Raw genomic sequence first — 21,305 nt, 5'->3', positions numbered from 1 at the left:
AAGGGGGAACCGTGATCCACGAGGTGGACGACGCACTGCGCGCCCTCGTACGCAACGACGCCCTGGCCGGCACACAGGTCAGCGTCATGTTCGACGCACCCACCCGCGAGTGGGCGGCCAAGGTAAACGCCCCCACCGTCAATCTCTACCTCTACGACATCCGGGAGGACATGCGCCGCCGCTCCCGCGGCCTCTCCAACGAATACGACGAACGCGGCACCGTCATCGCCCGGCACCGCCCGCCCCGGTACTTCAAGCTGTCCTACCTGATCACCGCCTGGACCCGGCGACCCGAGGACGAACACCGCCTGTTGTCGTCCCTCCTGCTGTGCCTGCTGAGCAGCGACGCCATGCCCGCCGAGCACATGACCGGCTCCCTGGCCGAGCTTCCCCTGTCGGTGCCCATGACGATCGCGCTGCCGCCCCCCGAGGACCGGGCGTTCGCGGACGTGTGGAGCGCGCTCGGCGGTGAGCTGAAGCCCTCCCTCGACCTCGTGGTCAGTCTCCCCCTCGTCGGCACGGGCGCCGTTGCGGCGGCGCCGCCGGTCACCGAGGAGGGCGGCCTGCGGCTCGGGTTGGAGAACACCGGCCACACCGACCAGGGCCCCCCCGGAGCCCGGGAAGCCGACGCGGCGGCCGAGCCCGCGGCGCGCCGCCCGCGGCCGGCACGGCCCCGGCGCGTCCGCGAATGAGCGAGGGCTGCCGGCTGACCCGGTCGAGCTCGGCTGCCGACAGCCCCGGTGGTCAGAGCCCCCGCCGGGGCCCGGGGGCGGGCAGGCGATGGACGAGCCGGCCTCGTCGCCCCCGGCCGGGCGCTGTCGCGGCAGCGGGACCCGGCGGGCTCGCGAGTGCCGCACCCGCGGTCGTGCCGAGGCCCGGCGCGGCACTGCGCCCCGTGAGGGGCGCTCGGAATCGCACGGCCGGCCAGGCCCGATCCGCGGTATCCCACCCGGCGCACACACCGACACCGACACCGACACCGAGCGGAGCGAGGAGCATCCCATCGCCGAGAACCCCAGCCTTCGCCACCTGCTGGACCGGGTGGTCCTCGTCGAGGAACGCGTCCGCCGCGCCGTCGCCGCCCGCAGGCAGACCGACCCCAACCCCGACGACGCCTTCCGGGGCCTCTACCTCACCGACGACGCCGTCGACCGCCTCCTGCACGCGCCGTCCCGTCCCGCTGCCCCCGACCGTATGGACGCCGCCCGGCACGCCGAGGCCGAGACGCGAGCCGACACCGCCGACCCGCCCACCAGTCTGCGCCGCCTCACGACCGGCCTGGGCCTGACCGACCTCGACGTCGAGATCCTGCTCATCGCCCTCCTGCCCGATCTGGACGCCCGCTTCGAATCGTTCTACGGCTATCTCAACGACGACGTCACCCGCCGCCGCCCCTCCATCGGCCTGGCCCTGGCCCTGTGCGGCCTGCCCCCGGCGGACGCCGCCGCCCGCGCCCGCCTCGGCGCCACCGCGCCCCTGCTCTTCGGCGGCCTGCTGACCGTCGAGGACCCGGACCGTCCGTTCCTCGGGCGCGCTCTGCGCGTACCGGACCGCGTCACCGCGCACCTGCTCGGCGACGACACACCCGACCCCCGGGTCGCCGACCTGCTGACCCCGGCCCCGCCCGTGCCCGGTGTCGGCGACGCCGCCCCGCTGGCCCGGGCCCTCGCGGCCGAGGTCCCCCTGGCCTACCTGCGCGAGGACCAGGGCGGCGCGGGCCCGGCCCTCGCCGCGACCGCTCTCGCCGGCGCCGGGCGTCCCGCCCTTGCCCTGGACCTGGCCCGCCTCGCCCGCGACCCGGCCCCCGTGGACGCCGTACGCGTCGCCGTGCGCGAGGCCCGGCTGACCGGCGCCGGTCTCGTCTGCGCCCCGGTCGACGCCCTGGACCGGGATCGCGAACGGGCCGCGCTGCTACGGCAGTTGACGGACGCCCCCGTCCCCGTCGTCCTCGTGGGCCACACCCCGTGGGACGCCGCCTGGTCCACCCGGCCCCCGCTGCTGCTGCGCGCCCCGCGCGTCGAGCCGACCGTGCGAGCCGCGCTGTGGCAGACCGCTTACGGGGCCTCCGTGCCCGTCGGCATCAACGTCCCGAACCTGCTGGCGCCCTTCCTCCTCACCCCGGAACAGATCACCCGGGCAGCCCGAAGCGCCGCCCAGAACGCGCTCCTCGACGGCGCCGAACTGCGCCCCGAGCACGTGCGCCGCGGCGCCCGGGCCCAGAACTCCGCCGGACTCGACCTCCTCGCCCGCCGCATCGAACCCGCCGTCGGCTGGGACGACCTCGTCCTGCCTGCCGACACGCTCTCCCAGCTCCGGGAACTCACCGCTCGCGCCCGCCACCGCGACCGCGTCCTCGGGGAATGGGGGATGCGTCCCGGCGGCGCGCGCGGCCGGGGTGTCGTCGCCCTGTTCGCGGGCGACTCCGGTACCGGCAAGACCATGTCCGCCGAGGTCATCGCCGCCGACCTCGGCCTCGACCTCTACACCGTCGACCTCTCCACCGTGATCGACAAATACGTCGGCGAGACGGAGAAGAACCTCGAGCGCATCTTCTCCGAGGCGGCCGGGGTGAACGGCGTCCTCCTCTTCGACGAGGCCGACGCGATCTTCGGCAAGCGCTCCGAGGTCAAGGACGCCCACGACCGGTACGCCAACGTCGAGAGCGCCTACCTCCTCCAGCGCATGGAGTCATTCGACGGCCTCGCCGTCCTCGCCACCAACCTCCGCGCCAACCTCGACGACGCCTTCACCCGCCGCCTCGACCTCGTCGTCGACTTCCCCGTCCCCGACCCCGCCCAGCGCCTCGCCCTCTGGCACCGCTGCCTGGCCCCCCTCCTGCCCGGCGCCGGCGACCTCGATCTCCCCTTCTGCGCGAACTCCTTCGAACTCGCCGGCGGCAACATCCGCTCCATCGCCGTCACCGCCGCCTACCTCACCGCCGACGCGGGCTCCCCGCTGACCATGCGCCAGCTGATCCACGCCGTCCAACGCGAATACCAGAAACTGGGCCGCCTGACATTGGCCAGCGAATTCGGCCCGTACGTCGACTTGCTGGTCCTGTGACCTGACCTGACCTGACCTGACCTGACTGGCCCAATGGAACGCCTCGCCGGCCGAGGCGTCACTCGCCTTCGGGGTCGTCGTCGAGGGGCCGCACATCGGCGATGTGCGCGAGGAACTCGGCGTAGGAGCCGAAAACGGGGTACAGGGAACCCCGCACCGGACGCCCGGCGAGCTTGTTGTCACGCAGATCGGCACCGGAGAAGTCGAAGATCCGCTGGTCCTCCGGATTCAGGAGATCGACCCCCAGATAGGACTCCTCGCCGTCCCACGACCCTGCGATCCGATAGATGCGGGCGTCGTCGGAGAAGAGTGCGCGCTGTTCCTCACCGTGGTACCCGAACCGCAGGTCATACCAGATGTCTTCCACGTCATCGGATCGTGGCGAGTCGTACCACTGGAAGTCGTCGACCTGGAGCAGAACCGGTGGATCCACGAACGCGAGTGTCGATCGCACCTCGCGCAGCCATGGGGGAAGCGTCACCCCGTCCGTCTCGGCGTAGTGCTCGAAGACGGCATCGTCTTCCTTGACGAACGTGAGCGAGGGGAAGTTCGCGACGAACGTGAGCAGGTCGGCCTTCTGGTCATCGGGCAGAGCGGAGGACTCAACCCAGGAGCGGGCGGTGTCGGCGTCGCCCTTGACGAGGTGTCGCTCGTAGTCGAATTCAGTCATGTCTTCCCACCCGTCAGACGAACTTGCGGAAGAGCGCTTCGATAGCAGCCACGTTGGCCGTCTGGCCGGCGGCCGTCACGCGGTTGCCATTCTTGTCCACGCACAGCGGGTGGATCTCCGGCGACATGGCCGATCCGTTCCAGACCCATCTGGTGGCAACCGCTTGCGCTGCCTGCGCGGCCCCCTTGACAGTGGTCGCGCCCGTGAACGCAGCGCGGAGTTCATTGTGGAAGGCGGCTGAGCCCTCAGTCTTCTCCTGGCCCGACCGCCGCGGGTAGTAGACCGCCCCGACGTGCCCGTGCGGGACGCTGTAGGGGCGCTCCGTGGCGTCTCCGGCGCGCTTGTACTGGACGATCAGAGGTGCCGCCATAGCGGGGCTGTACACAACCTGGAACGTCGCGGAGCGGAGTTCATGCTGCAGGTCTATCCACTTCGGGCCGGCGACGAGGTCTCTGGACGCGCGCTGGGTCACCTCGAGAATGTAGTCGCTCGGCAGCCATTCATGATGCCCCTTCATCGCTCCACGGAACTTGTTCTTCAGGTAGTCGACGTTCACCTGTTTTGTCCATGCCGCCTCGAGTTGCGCCAGGCCCATGGTGCCGGTCACCGCGCCTTGAGTAACCGTCATTGGAGTACCCGAGGCCATGTTCTTGAGGAACTGCACGATGCCGACCTGCGTCACCGCGATGCGCAGGATCGCCTCATCCGTCGGCAGACCGGCGATTTTGGCCAGTCGCACCCGCGGATTGATGTGTCCCCAGACTTCGGCGTGCTCGCCCTGCTTCTCCAGCGTGACCTTCGAGACGCCGGTCTGGCCGGCGAGCTGCGAGCCGAGCGCGGACAGGGAACCGGCACTGCCACCGGAAAGCGCGGGCAGGGTGAGCGTGCCGCTGGTCTTGTCGTATGCGGCGTCACCGTGCTGGGCCAGCAGGGTCTTGGTGACCTGTTTCGGGTCGCCACCGGTCTGGTGAATGGCTTGTCCGTCGCTCGCTTCCTGGATCTCCTTGGCGAGTTCGGGACTGACCTGGCCGATCGTGAGCTCGGCCGGTTCGACCAGCCGCCGGGGTACGTCGACAGCCTTGGCGTCGCCCGGCTTTTCGGTTCCCTTCCCCTTGTCCTTGCCGGATTTGCTCTTCAGTTTCGCCCACAGCTTCTTCGCCGTCTTCGCGATGAAGTCGACGATCTTGTCGATGGCCTTGTTGACCGGCTTGGCGACCGCGTGGAAGACCTGTTTGACCTTGGATGCGAGGTTGCCGACGCCCAGCAGCGCGGCGAGGAAGCCGATGAGGACGGGGATGGAGGCGGCGAGGGCGCCCTCGATGAGGGCGGGTACGCCGGCCTCGCCGCCGCTCGCGATGGCGACGACCGCGTCCAGCACCGAGTTGACGAACCCGATGATCTGGGCGCCCTGGGTCACCACGAACGTGACGATGTCGATGATGCCCTTGACGGCGCGGACGAAGGCCGAGGCCGGGTTGAGGAGGGAGACGATCCAGGTGATGCCGGCGACGATGACGGTCGGGATCAGATAGGAGGTGAGCTTCTGGAGGATCGTCGACTTGAGGTCGCCGACGGACTCCTTGATGTGCTCGACGGCACCGGCCGGACCCTCGCGTTGCAGAGCCTGTGCCACGGGCACGGACTGCTCGGCGGCGGTGACCGCCTGGTCGGGGACGCCCTTGCGGGTGATGCGGGCGCGAATGTTGGCCCAGGTCAGCCCCAGCAGACTGCCGATGACCTGGAGGATGCCCTTGAGGTCGAACTTGGCGGGCAGGGACAGCCCCGCGCCGGCGGCGGTGCCCAACAGCCAGGAGACCAGGCCCTTCTTGAGGTGTTCGGCGATGTTGCCGACGAACCGGTGCAGACCGGTGCTGACGGCGGTGACCAGGTTGCGGAGGAACCCGATCGGGTCCTTGATGATGTTCATGACCGCCGTGGCGGCCTTCGCCAGGACGCCCAGCAGCATGTTCTTCAGTTCGATGATGGTCTGGATGACCCCGACGACGGCGTCCTTGGCCTTGGCGATGAGGCCCTTGTTCTCCTCCTGGAGCTTCTTGATCTCGTCGTCGACCGAGTTCAGCGCCTGCGTGTACTTCTGGGCGAGGTCCTGGACCAGCTGGTCCGACTTCGCGTTGACGTCAGCTTCGAGGCCGTCGAACTTCTCCGTGAAGTCCTGGGCGGCCTGCTGGCCGAACTTCTTCAGGTCGGCGGGGAGTCTGTCGACCTCGGCCTTGAGCTCGGCGCGCCCGCGCGCGATGCGGTCCTTGGCCTTGCCCAGTTCGGTGCCGATGACGTCGGCGATGGAGGAGATGACGTTCTGCATCTGGGTCACGTAGAGCTTGCGGGACTCCTGGAAGAGCTGGTTGGCCTCCTGCGGCAGGCCCGCGAACTTGTCCTTGACCCACTTGAGCTTGCCGGTCCAGCCGGAGTACCGCTTGTCCTTGTAGGCGTCCATCCGGCGTTTCTGGTCCGCCATGAAGGCGTCCCGCGCGGCCTTCTCGCCGGCTGTGAACCTCTCGTCGACGAGCTTGTCCAGGCCGGAGAGGGTCCTCTCCACATCTGTCTTCGTGCCGTCGAAGACCTTCTGCAGACGGGCGGTGACCTCCGCGCGCCTGCGTTCGTCGGCGGACTTGGCCGCGCCCTTGCCGCCGTCGACCTGCTTGCCCGTGGCGGTCCGGGCGGCGGCGAGGCCGGTCATCGCCTGGGCGCCGACGGCCGCCGCACCCTGCTTGGCGGCGGCCAGTTGCCTGGCCTCGGCGCCGCGGGCCTGCCCCGGCGCCGTCGCGGAGTGCTTCTCGCCCTCCTTCTTGGCGCCGAGGGCATCGGTGAACTGAGGCTCGTTGCTCTTGGCGAGCTGGTCCTCCGTCACCTCGGCGTCGGCCATCTGCTGGTTGATCTGCTGCGGGCCGCCGGAGAAGTCGGTGACCGCGTCCGGTTGCCGGGCCGGGACCGCGCCCGCCGGGTTCGGGGCGCCCGGGACGGGCGGGGGAGCGTCGGGGGTGAGCGGGGTGACCGGCTTGTCCTTGGCCTTGGACAGGTCCGGGGCTGCTTTGGTGGCAGTGTCGATCTCCTTGGCGGAGGCGGCCTTGCTCTGGCCGACCTGACCGCTGACCTGGCCCTTGACAGCCTCCGCCTTTCCGGACCCGGAGAAGTTGTCGGCCTCGTCGAGGTTCTTCGGAGCCTGCGCGGCGATGGCCTGGTTGACGGCGGCGATGAACCCGGCCTTGTCGAACACGCCGGGCTTGGCGGCGTTCATCTTCTCGGCCTGCGCGGCTTTGCCCTGGGCCTGCTTGTCGTCCGGCGGGGCGACGGCGGCCTTCTGCGCGGCCTCCGACTCCGTGGCGGCGGGAGCGTGCCGGGCGGCCGCGGTCTTCTTCGCCCGCACCTCGGACTTCAGGCCCTGGAAGGCGGGCGACGCGGACGGCGGCGGCTTGACCGGCGGAGCCGGGGCGTCGGCCGTGGCAGGCGCGGTCGCGGTCTGGCGCTGCACGACCAGCCGGGCCACCGCCGCGTTCCCCGCCCCTGCCTGCAGCAGCCGCAACTGCTGCGGGGTGAGTTCCGCCGCCGGGGCGCTCTCGGGGCCGGCCGCGGTGGTGGCTGAGGTCGATTCCTCGACCGTGGGCCGGGCCGGGGCCTGGGCCTTGGCAGGGGCTGCCGGGCGTGCCGGCGCCGCGCTGGTCCTTGCGCTGGGTCTTTTGTCCGGCGCCGCCTTCATGGCCGCAAGTGTTCGGGTTCGTGGCTACTCGTACACGAGAAGCGCGGGTACGGCCGGGGGAAGGGCGGCCTGCCTGATCGGGCAGTGGGCTGTGCACCGGGCCGCGGACGACGACGCGTTCCGGGTGATCGCGGCCGGAGCCAGAATCTGCTTCGGCCGCAGGTCAAGGAGGAGTGGGTATGCCGTCGTATCTGTCCCCAGGCATCTACGTCGAAGAAGTGGAGGCCGGGGCACGACCGATCGAGGGAGTGGGCACCTCGGTCGCCGCGTTTCTCGGCTTCGCCCCACAGGGGCCCCTGAACGAACCGACGCTCGTCACCAACTGGAGCCAGTACGTGGGCGCCTTCGGCGACTTCGTCGAGGGTTCCTATCTGGCGTCAGCCGTGTACGGCTACTTCGCCAACGGGGGCGGGAACTGTTACGTCGTCCGGATCGGAGACGGCGGGAGCGGCGTCGCGGGAGAACTGCCGAGCGGGTCCGCCGGCGGGACGGCGGGCGGTGAGTCCGCAGCCGAGGCGCTGCTCGGCGGATTCCGGGTCCGCGCACTGCCGGCCGTCACCGGTGAGATCACGGTCGAGGTCGGCGCGGCGGACGGCGAGGCGCCGCCGAGCGAGGCGTTCAAGCTGGTGATCAAGGTGGACGGGGAGGAGAAGGAGACCTACCCGTCGGTGTCCGCCCGCCGCGGCAAGGACAACGTCGTCACCAAGGTCAAGGAGAAGTCGCAGATCATCGCTTTGGAGGAGGTCAGCCGGGCCGCCGCGTCGACAAAGCCCGACACCGGCACGGTCGTCCTCGCGGCCGGGTCCGGCGCCGCCCCCGCTCCCGCCGGGTCCGGCACGGTCGCGCTGTCGGCCGACGACTACATCGGCGACGCGGACGAGCGGACGGGCTTCGGCGGGCTGGAGGCCATCGACGAGATCACGACGGTGGCCGTGCCCGACCTGATGAGCGCCCACCAGCGCGGCATCGTCGACGACGAGACCGTCATCGCGGTGCAGCAGTCCCTGATCGCCCACTGCGAGTTGATGGGCGACCGGGTCGCCATCCTGGACGCTCCCCCCGGGCTGTCGCCGCAGCAGGTCAAGAACTGGCGGATGGACACGGCCGGCTTCGATTCGAAGTTCGCGACGCTCTACTACCCATGGATCAAGGTTTTCGATCCGTCCGTCGGCCGTAACACCTTCGTCCCGCCGAGCGGGCACATAGCCGGCGTATGGGCGCGCAACGACGAGTCGCGCGGTGTGCACAAGGCGCCGGCGAACGAGGTCCTGCGGGGCGCGGTCGGCCTCCAGACGCAGATCACCAAGGGCGAGCACGACCTGCTCAACCCGATCGGCGTCAACTGCGTCCGCTCCTTCCCGGGCCGCGGGATCAGGGTGTGGGGCGCCCGCACCCTCTCCTCCGACCCCGCCTGGCGTTACCTGAACGTCCGCCGACTCTTCAACTACCTCGAGGAGTCGATCCTGACGGGCACGCAGTGGGTCGTCTTCGAACCGAACGACGACGCCCTGTGGGCGCGTATCAGGCGCACCATCTCGGCGTTCCTGGTCAACGAGTGGCGCAAGGGCGCGTTGTTCGGGCTGACCCCGGACGAGGCCTTCTACGTCAAGTGCGACCGGGAGACCAACCCCGCCGAGAGCATCGATGCCGGCCAGGTCATCTGCGAGGTCGGGGTCGCTCCGGTCAAGCCGGCCGAGTTCGTGGTGTTCCGGCTGGCACAGCTGTCGGGCGGCACGGGATCGGTCGACGAGTAGCGCAGCGGCAGGCGGGTCACGGCCCCACGGCAGTGGGCCGCCCGCGGATCGGTCCCGGGGCGGTGGAAGACCGCCGCTCCACACACGAGATGAGCTATGGAGGCTCGGATGGCACTCCCCGAACTTGACAGCTCGGTCGGCCACTCCTTCGGGCTGGAGTTCGACGGTGTGGTGATCAAGCAGATCACCGAGGTCAGCGGCTTGAAGATGGAACAGGACGTCATCGAGCTCAAGCAGAACACCACCGACGGAAAGTACGCCGTCAAGAAGCTGCCGGGCCGCCCCAAGGCCGGCGAGGTCACCGTCACCCGCGGCCTGACCGAGGACAACAGCTTCGAGGCGTGGATCAAGTCGTCCCGGTTCGGGAAGATGGGCGACGCCCGCAAGAACGGCGCGATCATCGTCTACGACTACGAGGGCAGCGCGATCAAGCGCTACCAGCTGATCAACGCCTGGCCGAAGGCGCTGGAGATCGGCACCCTCAAGGCGGGCGACACCTCGGTCCTCACCGAGAAGCTCTCGATCACGTACGAGAGCATGGAAGTTGAGTGATGCGCAGAGGGACGCTCGCTCCGGCGCGGCAGGCGGCGCAGTCGTCGCCGGGCGCACCGGAGCATGACCACACCGGGGGACCGGGCGAGAGCGCGAGCGGCGCGGGGCGGGACACGCTCCGCACCGAGTTCGCCTTCGAACTGCCCCGGGGGTACGTGGACGACTCCGGCACCGTGCACCGGCACGGAGTGATGCGGTTGGCCACCGCCCGGGACGAGCTCATCCCGTTGCGGGACGACCGGGTGCGGGAGAACTCCGCGTACCTGTCGGTGGTCCTGATCGCCCGGGTGATCACCCGGATCGGCACGATCGAGGACGTCCACGCGGGCCTCGTGGAAGACCTGTTCGCCTCCGACCTCGCCTTCCTCCAGGACTTCTACCGGCGGATCAACGCGGAGGGCCACACCCGGGCCGCGGTCACCTGCCCTTCCTGCCAGGAGCACTTCGCCGTGGACCTCGCCGGGGGCCGCCTGGGGGAATCGTGACGTACGCGGTCGAGCGCCTTTACGAGGAGATCGCGTACCTGGCCTATCACTTCCACTGGCCACTCGAAGAGCTGCTCGATCTGGAACACCCCGAACGGCAGCGGTACGTCGAGCAGATCGCCCGTCTCAACGGGCGGTGAGAGGACACCGAGATGGGACTGCTGTCCTGGCTGACGAGGAACGGTGAAAGCTCGCGGGGCGGCGTCACGGAGCCCGGCACGCGAGCGCGCGCCGATGCCGGGACTCCGCCGCCCGGACCGGACACGACGGCGGACGCGCAGGTCACGGGCGGGTGGCGGTCGGCGCCACCCGTGCAACGAACCCTGAGCGCGCCCATGGGGCTGCTCACCGACCCCCGCGGGTTCGGTGGGCGGCTGGGTACCTGGCAGGACCCGACCGTCACCGGCCCGCTCGGCCATCTCGTCAGCGCCCAGGCGCCGTCCGGCGTCGGCCACGGGCTGGCGCACCCGACGATGCCGGTGCAGCGGACGAGCATACGGCCGCAGGCGCACGCCTCCGGCGGATCGGGAGGCGGACAGGATCCCGTGCGGGGCGATGACGGTGGGTGGGCAGACCGGCCGAGCGACCCCCACGGCACGGGTGACCCGACCGTCCTGCGGAAGGTGTCGTCCGCTGCCGGGGTGTCCTCCCCGGCCGGGGCCCCGGCGGCGGCACACCACGCGGGCCCGGGTCCGGGTATGTCGGTGCCCGACGGGGCACGGGTCGCACCGGTGGCGCTTCCCTTGGCGTCACTCCAGCGGACGGCCGTGCTGCCGACCGCCCAGGCGCGGGACACGGCGCCGTCCGCTCCGGTGACGGTCATGCGGGTGCCCGTTGTCCCGGCAGGCACCGCACCCGCCCGCCCCCTGGTCGTCGCGGAGCCACCCGACGAACCGGCGCGGGAGCTCGCGCCGGTCCCTGCGTCCGAGCCGGACCCGGACCCCGGCCCCCTGACACCGGGCACCCCGGACGAGCCCGTCGCCGGACTCCTCGCCGCACCCGACCCGCCTGCGGGGCAGGAAGAGGAGGGCGGCGTCGTCCAGCGAACCGAAGCGTCGGGCGCCGCCCCGCGGCCGACGCCAGTACAGGACACGGCCTCGCCCCCGCCCCCGCTTCCGCTCGCCGCGCCGCGCACCGGCCCGGCCGCCGGCCAGGGGCCGGACGCCGTCCCCACCGCTCCGCTCATCGGCGGTGCGGACGGCGCTGGGCCCGCCGTGCAGCCCGCCCTGCAACCTGCCGTGCAGCCCGCCGTGCAGCCGGCCGTGCAGTCCGTTGTGCAGCGTGACGTCGCGGTCCCGTCGCGTCCGCGGCATCGGGGTCTCGGCGAGCCGCTCTCCGCGCTGCCGCCCACCGCCCTGCCGCTTCCAGGCCCGGCGGTACCGCCGACCGAGTCCGCCGCAGTGTCCCCTTCCGTTCCCTCCGACGCGTACGTCTCCCGAACCGTGGAAGCCCCGGAGACACCGGCGGCCCCGGAGACACCGGCGGCCCCGGAGGAGCCGGCGGTGCCGGACGTCGTCGCAGGCCCGGCGGAGCCCTCAGTGCCGTCGTCCGACGGGGAGGGCACCGCGCCGCTGCTCGGGGACACGCCACCGTTGACCACGGACCCGGTGGACCTCGGCACAGGCTTCTCGCCCGAGTCGGCGATCGGAGCCGGTGCCGGCGCCGAAGCGGTGAAACTCGGTCAACTGCCCGCTCCGGGCACCGGCCCGGGGCCGGCCACCGGTCCTGGCTCGGGCCCCGGTCCTGGCTCGGGCCCCGGCTCGGGGTCGTACCCCGGTCCAGGCCCCAGCCCCGCTCTGAGTCCGAGCCCCGCTCCAAGCCCGGGCCCGAGCTCAAGCCCGAGCCCCGCTCCAAGCCCAAGCCTGAGCGTCAGTTCAAGCCCGGCGGGTCCAGGCGCCAGTTCCGGTCCAGGCCCGGGTGCCGTCTCCGGACTCGCCGCCGCTCCCGGTGGCGCCGGGCCGTCAGGACCGGTCGCGTTGCAGCGACTCGACGTCCTCGACGTTCCCGGTGGCTCGCCCCCCGCACCCCCGTCGACCGGCGCGACGCCGGTGCGCGCGGAGGACGATCCGGCACCGCTGCTCGGGGACGCCGGACCGCTGGCGGTGAGTGACACGGTGGCGCTCGAGTCGACCGGGCCGGGAGAGATGGTGACGGCCGCGACGCCTATGCCGATGCGGCGGCTGGACGCCGTGAACGCCGTGGACGCCGCCACGCTTCCTGGTGCGGCGCCCGAGACGCAGGCGGGGTCGGGGGCGGGTGCCGGGCCGGCGGCCCGAGGCGGCGGCCCCGTGTTCCCCCTGGTGGCGCAGCGGTCGTTGCCTCTCTACACCGTGCCGGAGTCGGCACTTTCCGCCGAGGCCCCGGTCGCCTCCGAGCCTGCGGCAGCGGTCCCGGTCCGATGGGAGCGGGTCGGCGGCGGAGCATCCGTCCCTCGGGCCGGCGGTTCCGGCGGTCATGCCTGGTCCGCCGACACCGCGCCCGACGGCTCCGGCGGACCCGGCGACCACGGCGACCACGGCGGCCCTCGCAGTGGGCACACCGCGACCGGCGGCGGCAGCGCCCACCCCGGCCCTGCCGCCGGCCACGCAGGCGGCGGCGTCGTACAGCGGGCCACCGACGCCGGTGCGACGGCTCTCGCCGCCGGCGCCCCGCCTGCCTGGTCCTACGGCGACGTCGGCCGCCCCGGGCCCCCGGAATTCCCCGGCGGCTCAGCTCCCGGTGCCGCCGTCCTCCCCGATGGCCCCCTCCAGCTCTCCACCCGAGCGCTTCAAGCCTCGGACGCCCTCGGCCACTCGGTCCCGCTGCAACGGCTCCACACGGTGCCCGGTGTCGCTCCGTCGCCCGTATCCCACTCCGCCGCGCCCTCGCTCCCGTCCCCACCCCTCCGGGGACGGGCCCCCTCGGCTCCCGCGCTGCCCGGCGTCAGCGCGGGGGCCGCGGCGGTCGCCGCCGGGGTGGCGCAGTGGATGCCGGACGGCTCCGTGGAGTTCACCGCGCCCGCCGTGCAACGCGCCGAGGACGGCGCACCGCCCGCCGAGCCGCCCGTCGACCCGTCGGCGCCGCCCGAGCCGGCCGGTCCACCGGCGGCGGAGCCGGCGACCTCGGCCGCCGCCCCGGGGAAGACCGTCGGCTCCGGCGCCCCCAAGGTCACGGACGAACTCGTCCGAGCCCTGGTCGCTCCCCTCAGCAGGCTGCTCAGGGCGGAGCTGCGCATCGAACGCGAACGCGCCGGGACCTTGATCCACACCCGGCACTGACAGAGCACCCCGCATGGACAGAGCACCCGTACCGACAGAAAGGCAGGGCATCGGATGTCCACGACCCAGGACCCGGCGGTCACGGTCTGCTTCGTCGTCACGATCGACGGGATCGAGCTGGGGTCGTTCAACACCTGTGAGGGGCTGGGCTGCGAGGTGGTGCTCGAAGCCCGCGAGGAGGGCGGGAACAACGGCCATGTCTGGCAGTTGCCCACGCGCCTGAAGTACCCCAACGTCAAACTGTCCCGGCCGCTGACGAAGGACACCCAGAAGGTGGCCAAGTGGTTCGCCAGCATGACCACCGGGTTCGCCCGCAAGACCGCGCACATCGAGGCGCGGACCGGCGACGACGTGATGGTCGCCCGCTGGGGCCTGCTGGAGGTGGTGCCGGTGCGCTGGACCGGGCCCACGTTCAATCCCGAGTCGCCCAAGGTCGCCACGGAGACCATCGAGATCGCGCACCACGGTTACATGATGGAGCCCGGAGCATGAGCGGGCCCGTGGCGTTCAGCGCGGCAGGCGGCGGTGCGAGGTCGGCGTCGGCCGCGGGCGGTGACGCGCGGCCCAAGCTGGAGCACGCCTACCTCGAACTGCGCACCCCGCCCTCGGGCGGCAGCCTCACCCCCGGTGGACCCTGCGGCCGGATCGACTTCCAGTTCAATCCCAAGGAACTCAGCCTCGGCAAGTCGGCGTCCTGGAAACGCACTCCCGCCAAGGGCGCGAAAAGCGCGGGCCCGCCGGAATACCAGGGGCCGCAGCCCAGCAAGCTCACCGTCGAGATGTTCTTCGACGCGAGCGACACCCAGGACACCAGCGTCGTCAAGGCGGTGGAGAGTCTCTTCGCGTGCTGCGTGCCGACCAACGAGACCCGGCAGGCGCAGCGGTCGTCGCCGCCCTGGGTGGTCTTCCACTGGGGCGGCATCACCGGCTTCCCCGGCTACGTCAGCCAGGTCCAGGTCAAGTACACGCTGTTCACCACGTCCGGGACGCCGATCCGCGCGGTGTGCCAGGTGACGATGGAGGAGATCAGCGGAGAGACGGCCGGCCAGAACCCGACCTCGGGGGCGCTCACCGCCCGCCGTGTCCACCGCATCCGCGCCGGCGACACGCTGCAGGGCCTCGCCTGGGCCGAGTACGGCGACGCGGCGGCCTGGCGGGCCATCGCCGAGGCCAATGACATCGACGATCCGATGCGGCTGACGGAGGGGCGGGAACTGCTGCTCCCGTCGGCCGACGAACTGGACACGCTGCCGGGCGGGGCGGCGGAGCCCGTCGCGCACGGGTCCGCGGCGACCGGCGGCCGGAAGGACCTCTGATGGCCCATGACACCGTCGCCAAGATCCTGGTCATGGAGATCGGCGGGACCAGGCTGCCCGCCGACCTCGCCAACACCCTGGTGGAGGGCTACGTCGACGACAGCCGAACCCTGCCCGACACGTTCGTCCTGCGGTTCCGCGACCCCAGCCGGGTGCTGCTCGACAAGGCCGGTATCAAGATCGGCTCCGAGGCCCGGCTGCTGGTCTCCTCCGGCGCGGGCGGCTCGCCGAAACCGCTGCTCAAGGGCGAGGTGACCGCTCTGGAGCTGGACTTCGACGAGACCGGGACGTTCACCGTGGTCCGCGGCATGGACAAGGCGCACCGGCTCTTCCGGGGTCGTAGGGTCGCCGCCTACCAGAACATGACCGTCGCGGACGTCTGCCGCCGCGTCGCCCAGCGCGCCGGGCTCCGGACGGGCACGATCGACGTATCCGGGCCGGTCCTCGAACACGTCGCCCAGGCGAACGTCTCCGACTGGGAGTTCCTCCGCGACCTGGCCGAGGACGCCGGCGCACAGGTCTATGTGATCGACGGCGCCCTGCATGTCACCGGGCCGACCGCGGCATCCGGCGCGCCCGGCTCCTCGGCCCGCGCCGACCGGGACCCGCTGGTGCTGGAACTCGGGAAGAACCTGGTGCGCTGCCGCGCCGGGGTGACCGCCGCCGAGCAGGTCTCCCAGGTCCAGGTGCGCGGCTGGGACACCAAGACCAAGCAGGCGCTGGTCGGCACGGCGGAGGCGGGCAAGGCGGACACCGTCCAGTTGGGCATCAGCCCGGCGGACGCGGCGCGCCCCTTCGGGAAGGCCGACTACCTCGTCACCGACAACTCCTACGGCGCGCAGGCCCGCGTCGAGCAGGTCGCCAAGGCGCTGGCGCAGCGGATCGCCGGATCGTTCGCCGAGATGGAGGCGGTCGTCCAGGGCAATCCCGAGGTCCGGGCCGGCGGCGCGGTCGCGCTGTCCGGGGTCGGCGCCCCGTTCGACGGCCGGTACACCGTCACCGCCTCCCGGCACGTCTTCGACGCACAGCGCGGCTACGAGACCTGGGTGACCGTCTCGGGCCAGCAGGAACGCTCCCTGTCGGCGCTGGCCGGCGCCGCCGCGGGCCGGGCGGGCCGGCTCCCCGAAGTGGACGGCGTCGTCATCGGTCTCGTCTCCGACACCAAGGACCCGGACAAACTCAGCCGCGTCAAGGTCAAGTTCCCCTGGCTGTCCGACGAGTACGTCAGCGACTGGGCCCGGTGCGCGCAGACCTCCGGAGGAGGGGGCAAGGACGGCAAGGGGACCTCCGCGTTCGTCCCGGAGGTGGGCGACGAGGTGCTGGTCGGGTTCGAGCAGGGCCGGCTCGACCGGCCGTACGTGCTCGGCTGTCTCTTCAACGGGCAGGACAAGCCGTCCACGGCGAGCGGCGAGCTGATCGACGGGACCAGCGGCGCCGTCAACCGGCGGTCGTTCTCCTCCCGCAGCGGCAACCAGCTCGAACTGCTCGACAACGCCTCCGGCCCGCAGGGCGTGCGGATGGTCACCGGCGACGGCAAGCTCACCATCGACCTCGACCGCAAGGGCACCAGGATCATCGTGCACAGCGACGGCACGGTGGAGATCGACGCCAAGGACAAGGTCACCGTCAAGGCGGGCAACGGCGCGCTGATGGACGCGGGCAACGGCACCCTCGAACTGACCGGCAAGTCGGTGAAGGTGACCGCGCAGACAGGCGTCCAGGTGGACGGCGGCAGCGGCCAGGTCGGGCTCACGACGAGCGCGGGAGTGGAGGTGAAGGGCAGCCAGGTCGCGGTCAACGGCACCTCGCGCACGGAGATCAAGGGCGGCGCGACCTGCACCATCAACGCGGGCCTGGTCCGGATCAACTGACGGGTCGCCACACGACACCACCGAGAGACGACCACAAGCGACAAGCCGACGAAAAGGAGCCTCCTCCATGCCACCCGCCGCTCGCGTCGGCGACCCCACCGGCCACCCCGGGACGGTCGGCCCGCCTGGCGCGCCCACCGTCCTCATCGGCGGCATGCCCGCCGCCACCGTCGGGACCACCCACACGTGCGCCTTCCCGCCGCCCGCGGTGCATCCGCCGTCCGTGATCATTCCGCCGGGGTGCCCCACCGTCCTGATCAACGGCAAGCCCGCCGCCCGACTCGGTGACACCGCCGCCTGCGGGGCGCCGATCATCGCGGGCTGCCCGACCGTCCTGATCGGCGGGTGACCGGCTGATGGGACAGCAGTTCGTCGGCGCGGGCTGGGCGTTTCCGCCGCGCACCGACGCCACCGGGAGCATCGCCCTGGTGCGCGGCGAACGGGAGATCGAGGAATCGATCCGGCTCGTGCTCGCCACCTCCCCGGGGGAGCGCCCCATGCGGCCGGAGTTCGGCTGCGCCATCCACGACTACGTGTTCGCCCCCGCCGACGCGAGCACCGCGGGCCAGGTCGCCTACGAGATCCGGCTCGCCCTGGACCGCTGGGAGCCGCGGATCGAGGTCGTGGGCATCGACGTCCGGTTCGACGCGGTGGAGGACGGCGTGCTGTACATCGACATCAGCTACACCGTGCGTGGCACGAACGACCCCCGCAACCTCGTGTTCCCGTTCTATGTGATCCCCGCGCACGAGGAAGGAACGGGTCCGTGACGCTGCCCGCCCCCCATCTCGACGACCGGAAGTTCCAGGGACTCGTCGACGAGGCCAAGAGATTCGTCCAGCAGCGCTGCCCCGAGTGGAGCGACCACAACGTCTCCGACCCGGGCGTGACCCTGATCGAGGCGTTCGCCACGATGGTCGACCAGCTCCTCTACCGCGTCAACCGCGTGCCGGAGAAGAACTACCTGGCCTTCCTCGACCTGATCGGCGTCCGACTGCACCCGCCCACCGCCGCCCGCACCGACGTCACGTTCTGGCTCTCCGCGCCGCAGCCCGAGAACGTCCGGGTCAAGGCCGGCACCGAGGTCGCCACCGTGCGCACCGAGACCGAGGAGGCGGTGGTGTTCACCACCGTCCGCGACCTGGCGATCGTGCCGTGCGGACTGGCCCGGCTGGCGACCTGCCCCGCCGGGGGCGGAGCCACCGACCGTACGCAGGAACTCGCCCTCGGCCGCGACGTGCCCTGCTTCGACACGGAGCCCGCCCCCGGCGACGCCCTGTACGTCGGCCTGACCAACCCCGTCCGGGCCGGGGTCGTCGTGCTGCGTCTGGACTGCCGGGTGGACGGCGTCGGCGTCGACCCGCGGCGCCCGCCGCTGCGCTGGGAGGCCTGGGACGGCACGGCCTGGGCGCGCTGCGACGTCGAGGAGGACACGACCGGCGGCTTCAACCGCCCCGGCCAGGTGGTTCTGCACCTGCCGGGCGGTCACGCGGAATCCACGATCGCGCGCCAGACCGCGGGGTGGGTGCGCTGCCGGCTGGTCTCCGCCGAGCCGGACCAGCCCACCTATCTGCAGTCGCCGACCATCCGCGAGGCCGAGGCCTTCACCATCGGCGCGACGGTCGAGGCCGTGCACGCGGAAACGGTGACGGACGAGGTCCTGGGGCTGTCCGAGGGCGTGCCCGGCCAGTCCTTCCACGTCGCCCGGCCCCCCGTCGTGCCGGGCGACGAGCCGTTCGTCGTAGAGGTGGCGGACGGTTCGGACTGGTCGCAGTGGCACCGCGTCGACGACTTCGCCCACTCGGGACCCGGCGACCGGCATCTGACGCTGGATCCGAACTCCGGCCGGATCGACTTCGGTCCGGCCGTCCGCGAGCCGGACGGGACGATCCGCTACTACGGCGCCGTGCCGGCCAAGGGCGCCCCGGTGCGGATCCGCGCCTACCGGACCGGCGGCGGCAGCCCCGGCAACGTCGCCACGGGCACGCTGCGGATGCTGCGCACCTCGCTGCCCTTCGTAGCCCGGGCCGAGAACCGGCGGGCCGCCGTCGGCGGGGTCGACGGGGAGAGCGTGGAGAGCGCCAAGGTCCGCGGCCCCATGACGCTGAGCACCCTGTACCGGGCGGTCGTGCCGCACGACTACGAGGTGCTGGCGCGGGAGGTCGCCCCGGACGCGGCGCGGGTCGCCTGCGTACCCGCGGGGGAGGGCGAGGAGGGCGGCGTGCGGCTGCTTCTGGTGCCGGCCGTGCGGAGCGACGACCAGGGACGGCTGCACTTCGACGACCTGGTGCCGCCCCGGGAGACGCTGCGGGCCCTCGCCGACTACCTGGACCAGCGCCGTCCCATCGGCACCCGGCTGGTGGTCGAGCCGCCCTACTACCAGGGCGTCACCGTCGTGGCGTCCGTCCTGGCGGCCCCCGGTGCGGCCGCCGACCCGGTCCGCACCGCGGCACTGGCGGCCCTGTACGGGTACTTCAACCCGATCACCGGCGGACCGAGCGGGCAGGGCTGGCCGTTCGGGCGGCCGATCCACGCGGGAGAGGTGTACGCCGTCCTGCAACGGGTGCCGGGCGTCGACCTCGTCGAGGACGTCAGGCTCTTCCCGGCCGACCCGGTGACCGGGCAGCGCGCCGAGCCGGTCACCAGGATCGTGCTCGACCCGCACGCCCTCGTCTTTTCCTACGAGCACCAACTCCGAATGCGGGAGGCCTGAATGCGCGCAGCGGTCGAGGGACTGCCCACGCCTCATCCACTCATCTACCAACTCCCCGCCGTCTACCTGGGAGAGGACTTCATCCAGCGGTTCCTCGCGGCGCTGGACGACGTACTGGCGCCGGTGCTGCTGACCATCGACAACCTCCCCGCGCATCTCGACCCGCGGACCGCCCCGGAGGACTTCCTGGCGTGGATGGGCGAGTGGGTGGCCGTGGGCCCGGTCGGCGGCCGGCCGGCCGGACAGCGCCGGGCCGCGGTCCTCGGGGCGGTGGAACGGCACCGCGGACGGGGCACGAGAGGCGGACTCGCCGAGGCCGTACGGCTGGAGTTCGGCACGGAGGCGGAGATCGAGGAGACGGGCGCGACGTCGTGGTCCGAGACGGCGCACAGCCCCCTGCCAGGGCCGGCCGGTGCTCCGCCCCGGGTGACCGTACGGGTGCGGGTGGCCGACCCGGACGCGGCAGGCGCGGAGCGGCTACGGCGGCTGGTGGCCGGTGAGGTGCCGGCGCACGTCGGGTACGCCACGGAACTGCTGCCCCTCGCGGACGCGTCATGAGCGGCCCCGGCGGGCTGATCTGCCCGGACTGCGGCCACCACAACGCGCGGGGCGCGGCGTTCTGCGCGTCCTGCAACGCCTTCCTGGACTGGGAGCAGAGCGGCGCCGACTCCGCGGACGGCGGCCAGGGCACGGGAACGGCGCCCCGTGCAGCCGTCGCGGAGCCCGCCGTCTCCGGCCCGGCGGCGCAGGGTTCCGTGACGCAGGGTTCCGTGACGCAGAGCCCCGTGGCGCCGGACGGGTCCGGCGCCGGGCCGTCCGTCCAGGGAGCTGTGGCCGCCGCTCCCGCGCCGGATCCGGCGACCGCCCGGACCGCTTCCGTCCTGCCCCGGCCGCAGACTTCGGCGCCCGCTCCCACCCAGCCCCAGGCGCAGCCGCCGACGGAACCCGCGGCCGCCGGCACCGTGCGGCGGCCCGGTGAGCGGCCGGCGGACCCGGACGACCTGCCCGCGTCGCCGGGCACGCAGGACACCCCCGCGACCGCGCCCCGCCCCCCGGTCCATGACCTGGTCTGTCCGGCATGCGCACAGGCCAACCCCCGTACCCGCACCCTGTGTCTGCGCTGCGGCGCCGTTCTCACCGCGCCGGTGGCGGCGGAGGAGCGGCTCTCGTGGTGGGCGCGACTGCTGCGGCGGCTCCGCCGCCGCCCGCCGCGTCGGCTCGCGGCCGGGCAGCGTCCTGCGGTGCGGGCATGGCGACGGCCGAGCCTCGCGATCCCGGTCACGCTGGTCGTCCTGCTCGGCGGCGGCTACCTCGCCCGGCCCCACCTGAGCAGCCTCATCGACAACCTCCGCGACCGGACGGCCAAACCCACCCCCGTCAACCCGAAGTTCGCGGAGGGGTCCAGCCATCTCAAGGACCATGGGCCGAACCTGGCCTTCGACGGGGCGAACAACACCTACTGGGCGCCGACGCCGGCCGGCGCGGGCACGGGTGAGGAGGTCCAGGCGCGCTTCGAACAGCCCGTCACGCTCAAGACGATCATCATCCAGACCGGGGTCTCGATCAACAAGGACGAGTTCCTCAAGCAGGCCAGGCCTTCGGTCCTCGACGTCGAGCTGGGCGGACCGGGCGGCGAGGTCCACAAGAAGCGGCTCCAGCTGGAGGACAAGCCGGGGCCGCAGACACTGGACCTCGAAGGGAAGAACGTCAGTACCGTGCGGTTCATCGTCCGGTCCAGTTACGGAGCCGAGGGGAAGAACCGGCGCACGGCGATCCTGGAGGTCGAGTTCTTCGGCCGGCGATGACGTCGGCTCTGGACGCCCGGCGCCAGGGCCCCCCGGTGGTGGCGTCCCGCCCTGCGACGCGCCCCGGAGCAGGGGACCCGGCGGCCGCGCGCCCCGGCGGCCGC

General features: G+C 72.3%; 18 protein-coding genes. 15 read left to right on the top strand and 3 right to left on the bottom strand.

Features of this window, described 5'->3' with window-relative positions:
• Positions 1-11: 11 nt before the first annotated feature.
• Together ACIBAF_RS14845 and ACIBAF_RS14840 are read left to right on the top strand one after the other, a co-directional pair.
• A complete protein-coding gene (locus tag ACIBAF_RS14845; protein WP_399463591.1) occupies positions 12-692 on the top strand; it encodes a DUF4255 domain-containing protein in 681 nt (226 codons plus the stop codon).
• Positions 693-780: 88 nt separating this feature from the next.
• On the top strand, positions 781-3,063 hold the full coding sequence (locus ACIBAF_RS14840) for an ATP-binding protein (protein WP_399463590.1): 2,283 nt from the start codon (positions 781-783) through the stop codon (positions 3,061-3,063).
• A gap of 58 nt (positions 3,064-3,121) precedes the next feature.
• On the opposite strand, the gene ACIBAF_RS14835 is transcribed toward ACIBAF_RS14840, so the two are convergent.
• On the bottom strand, positions 3,122-3,733 hold the full coding sequence (locus ACIBAF_RS14835) for a hypothetical protein (protein ID WP_399463589.1): 612 nt from the start codon (positions 3,731-3,733) through the stop codon (positions 3,122-3,124).
• A gap of 13 nt (positions 3,734-3,746) precedes the next feature.
• Positions 3,747-7,448: a hypothetical protein gene (locus tag ACIBAF_RS14830; protein WP_399463588.1), complete on the bottom strand. Its 3,702-nt coding sequence runs from the start codon at positions 7,446-7,448 to the stop codon at positions 3,747-3,749.
• A gap of 179 nt (positions 7,449-7,627) precedes the next feature.
• Between ACIBAF_RS14830 and ACIBAF_RS14825 the strand changes: the two genes are divergently transcribed.
• The 4 genes from ACIBAF_RS14825 to ACIBAF_RS14810 all read left to right on the top strand — a co-directional run bounded on the left by ACIBAF_RS14825 (position 7,628) and on the right by ACIBAF_RS14810 (position 10,379).
• On the top strand, positions 7,628-9,202 hold the full coding sequence (locus tag ACIBAF_RS14825; protein ID WP_399463587.1) for a phage tail sheath family protein: 1,575 nt from the start codon (positions 7,628-7,630) through the stop codon (positions 9,200-9,202).
• A 108-nt stretch (positions 9,203-9,310) separates the two neighbouring features.
• Complete coding sequence (locus ACIBAF_RS14820) at positions 9,311-9,754, top strand: phage tail protein (RefSeq protein ID WP_079658072.1); 444 nt, start codon at positions 9,311-9,313, stop codon at positions 9,752-9,754.
• On the top strand, positions 9,754-10,239 hold the full coding sequence (locus ACIBAF_RS14815; RefSeq protein WP_399463586.1) for a hypothetical protein: 486 nt from the start codon (positions 9,754-9,756) through the stop codon (positions 10,237-10,239). Before ACIBAF_RS14820 ends, ACIBAF_RS14815 begins: the two co-directional genes overlap by 1 nt.
• On the top strand, positions 10,236-10,379 hold the full coding sequence (locus ACIBAF_RS14810) for a DUF6760 family protein (protein WP_099935404.1): 144 nt from the start codon (positions 10,236-10,238) through the stop codon (positions 10,377-10,379). The genes ACIBAF_RS14815 and ACIBAF_RS14810 overlap by 4 nt, the downstream gene beginning before the upstream one ends.
• Before the next feature lie 609 nt (positions 10,380-10,988).
• Here the strand turns inward: ACIBAF_RS14810 and ACIBAF_RS14805 are convergent.
• Positions 10,989-11,552, bottom strand: a complete 564-nt coding sequence (locus ACIBAF_RS14805) for a hypothetical protein (RefSeq protein WP_399463585.1) — start codon at positions 11,550-11,552, stop codon at positions 10,989-10,991.
• A gap of 663 nt (positions 11,553-12,215) precedes the next feature.
• Between ACIBAF_RS14805 and ACIBAF_RS14800 the strand changes: the two genes are divergently transcribed.
• The 9 genes from ACIBAF_RS14800 (at position 12,216) to ACIBAF_RS14760 (ending at position 21,201) form a co-directional block, all read left to right on the top strand.
• Positions 12,216-13,496, top strand: coding sequence for a hypothetical protein (locus tag ACIBAF_RS14800; RefSeq protein ID WP_399463584.1), 1,281 nt, complete (start codon positions 12,216-12,218; stop codon positions 13,494-13,496).
• A gap of 54 nt (positions 13,497-13,550) precedes the next feature.
• On the top strand, positions 13,551-13,988 hold the full coding sequence (locus ACIBAF_RS14795; protein ID WP_079658068.1) for a phage tail protein: 438 nt from the start codon (positions 13,551-13,553) through the stop codon (positions 13,986-13,988).
• On the top strand, positions 13,985-14,812 hold the full coding sequence (locus ACIBAF_RS14790; RefSeq protein ID WP_399463583.1) for a peptidase M23: 828 nt from the start codon (positions 13,985-13,987) through the stop codon (positions 14,810-14,812). The genes ACIBAF_RS14795 and ACIBAF_RS14790 overlap by 4 nt, the downstream gene beginning before the upstream one ends.
• Positions 14,812-16,683, top strand: coding sequence for a VgrG-related protein (locus ACIBAF_RS14785; RefSeq protein WP_399463582.1), 1,872 nt, complete (start codon positions 14,812-14,814; stop codon positions 16,681-16,683). The genes ACIBAF_RS14790 and ACIBAF_RS14785 overlap by 1 nt, the downstream gene beginning before the upstream one ends.
• A gap of 67 nt (positions 16,684-16,750) precedes the next feature.
• The gene (locus tag ACIBAF_RS14780; protein ID WP_399463581.1) at positions 16,751-17,032 is read left to right on the top strand and encodes a PAAR domain-containing protein; all 282 of its coding nucleotides are present in this window, start codon (positions 16,751-16,753) and stop codon (positions 17,030-17,032) included.
• A gap of 7 nt (positions 17,033-17,039) precedes the next feature.
• Positions 17,040-17,453 (top strand): GPW/gp25 family protein, encoded by a 414-nt coding sequence (locus ACIBAF_RS14775; protein WP_079658064.1) that lies wholly within the window; start codon positions 17,040-17,042, stop codon positions 17,451-17,453.
• Entirely contained in the window at positions 17,450-19,396 is a 1,947-nt protein-coding gene (locus ACIBAF_RS14770; RefSeq protein WP_399463580.1) for a putative baseplate assembly protein, read from the top strand. Before ACIBAF_RS14775 ends, ACIBAF_RS14770 begins: the two co-directional genes overlap by 4 nt.
• Positions 19,397-19,954 carry a phage tail protein gene (locus ACIBAF_RS14765; RefSeq protein WP_399463579.1) on the top strand — a complete coding sequence of 186 codons (558 nt, stop codon included), beginning with the start codon at positions 19,397-19,399 and terminating at the stop codon, positions 19,952-19,954.
• On the top strand, positions 19,951-21,201 hold the full coding sequence (locus ACIBAF_RS14760; RefSeq protein WP_399463578.1) for an NADase-type glycan-binding domain-containing protein: 1,251 nt from the start codon (positions 19,951-19,953) through the stop codon (positions 21,199-21,201). Before ACIBAF_RS14765 ends, ACIBAF_RS14760 begins: the two co-directional genes overlap by 4 nt.
• Positions 21,202-21,305 lie beyond the last annotated feature (104 nt).

It is taken from the genome of Streptomyces sp. NPDC051677 (assembly GCF_044453465.1).
GTDB lineage: Bacteria > Actinomycetota > Actinomycetes > Streptomycetales > Streptomycetaceae > Streptomyces.
This window is presented reverse-complemented; position numbering and strand designations above follow the sequence as displayed.

What these genes read in the sequence shown, in the direction of transcription:
- ACIBAF_RS14815 (WP_399463586.1), top strand. Translation starts at nt 9,754, where the DNA reads ATGCGCAGAGGGACGCTCGCTCCGGCGCGGCAGGCGGCGCAGTCGTCG.
- ACIBAF_RS14830 (WP_399463588.1), bottom strand. Translation starts at nt 7,448, where the DNA reads ATGAAGGCGGCGCCGGACAAAAGACCCAGCGCAAGGACCAGCGCGGCG.
- ACIBAF_RS14805 (WP_399463585.1), bottom strand. Translation starts at nt 11,552, where the DNA reads ATGCCGCGGACGCGACGGGACCGCGACGTCACGCTGCACAACGGACTG.
- ACIBAF_RS14775 (WP_079658064.1), top strand. Translation starts at nt 17,040, where the DNA reads ATGGGACAGCAGTTCGTCGGCGCGGGCTGGGCGTTTCCGCCGCGCACC.
- ACIBAF_RS14840 (WP_399463590.1), top strand. Translation starts at nt 781, where the DNA reads ATGGACGAGCCGGCCTCGTCGCCCCCGGCCGGGCGCTGTCGCGGCAGC.
- ACIBAF_RS14835 (WP_399463589.1), bottom strand. Translation starts at nt 3,733, where the DNA reads ATGACTGAATTCGACTACGAGCGACACCTCGTCAAGGGCGACGCCGAC.
- ACIBAF_RS14795 (WP_079658068.1), top strand. Translation starts at nt 13,551, where the DNA reads ATGTCCACGACCCAGGACCCGGCGGTCACGGTCTGCTTCGTCGTCACG.
- ACIBAF_RS14820 (WP_079658072.1), top strand. Translation starts at nt 9,311, where the DNA reads ATGGCACTCCCCGAACTTGACAGCTCGGTCGGCCACTCCTTCGGGCTG.
- ACIBAF_RS14760 (WP_399463578.1), top strand. Translation starts at nt 19,951, where the DNA reads ATGAGCGGCCCCGGCGGGCTGATCTGCCCGGACTGCGGCCACCACAAC.
- ACIBAF_RS14765 (WP_399463579.1), top strand. Translation starts at nt 19,397, where the DNA reads ATGCGCGCAGCGGTCGAGGGACTGCCCACGCCTCATCCACTCATCTAC.
- ACIBAF_RS14790 (WP_399463583.1), top strand. Translation starts at nt 13,985, where the DNA reads ATGAGCGGGCCCGTGGCGTTCAGCGCGGCAGGCGGCGGTGCGAGGTCG.
- ACIBAF_RS14825 (WP_399463587.1), top strand. Translation starts at nt 7,628, where the DNA reads ATGCCGTCGTATCTGTCCCCAGGCATCTACGTCGAAGAAGTGGAGGCC.
- ACIBAF_RS14780 (WP_399463581.1), top strand. Translation starts at nt 16,751, where the DNA reads ATGCCACCCGCCGCTCGCGTCGGCGACCCCACCGGCCACCCCGGGACG.
- ACIBAF_RS14785 (WP_399463582.1), top strand. Translation starts at nt 14,812, where the DNA reads ATGGCCCATGACACCGTCGCCAAGATCCTGGTCATGGAGATCGGCGGG.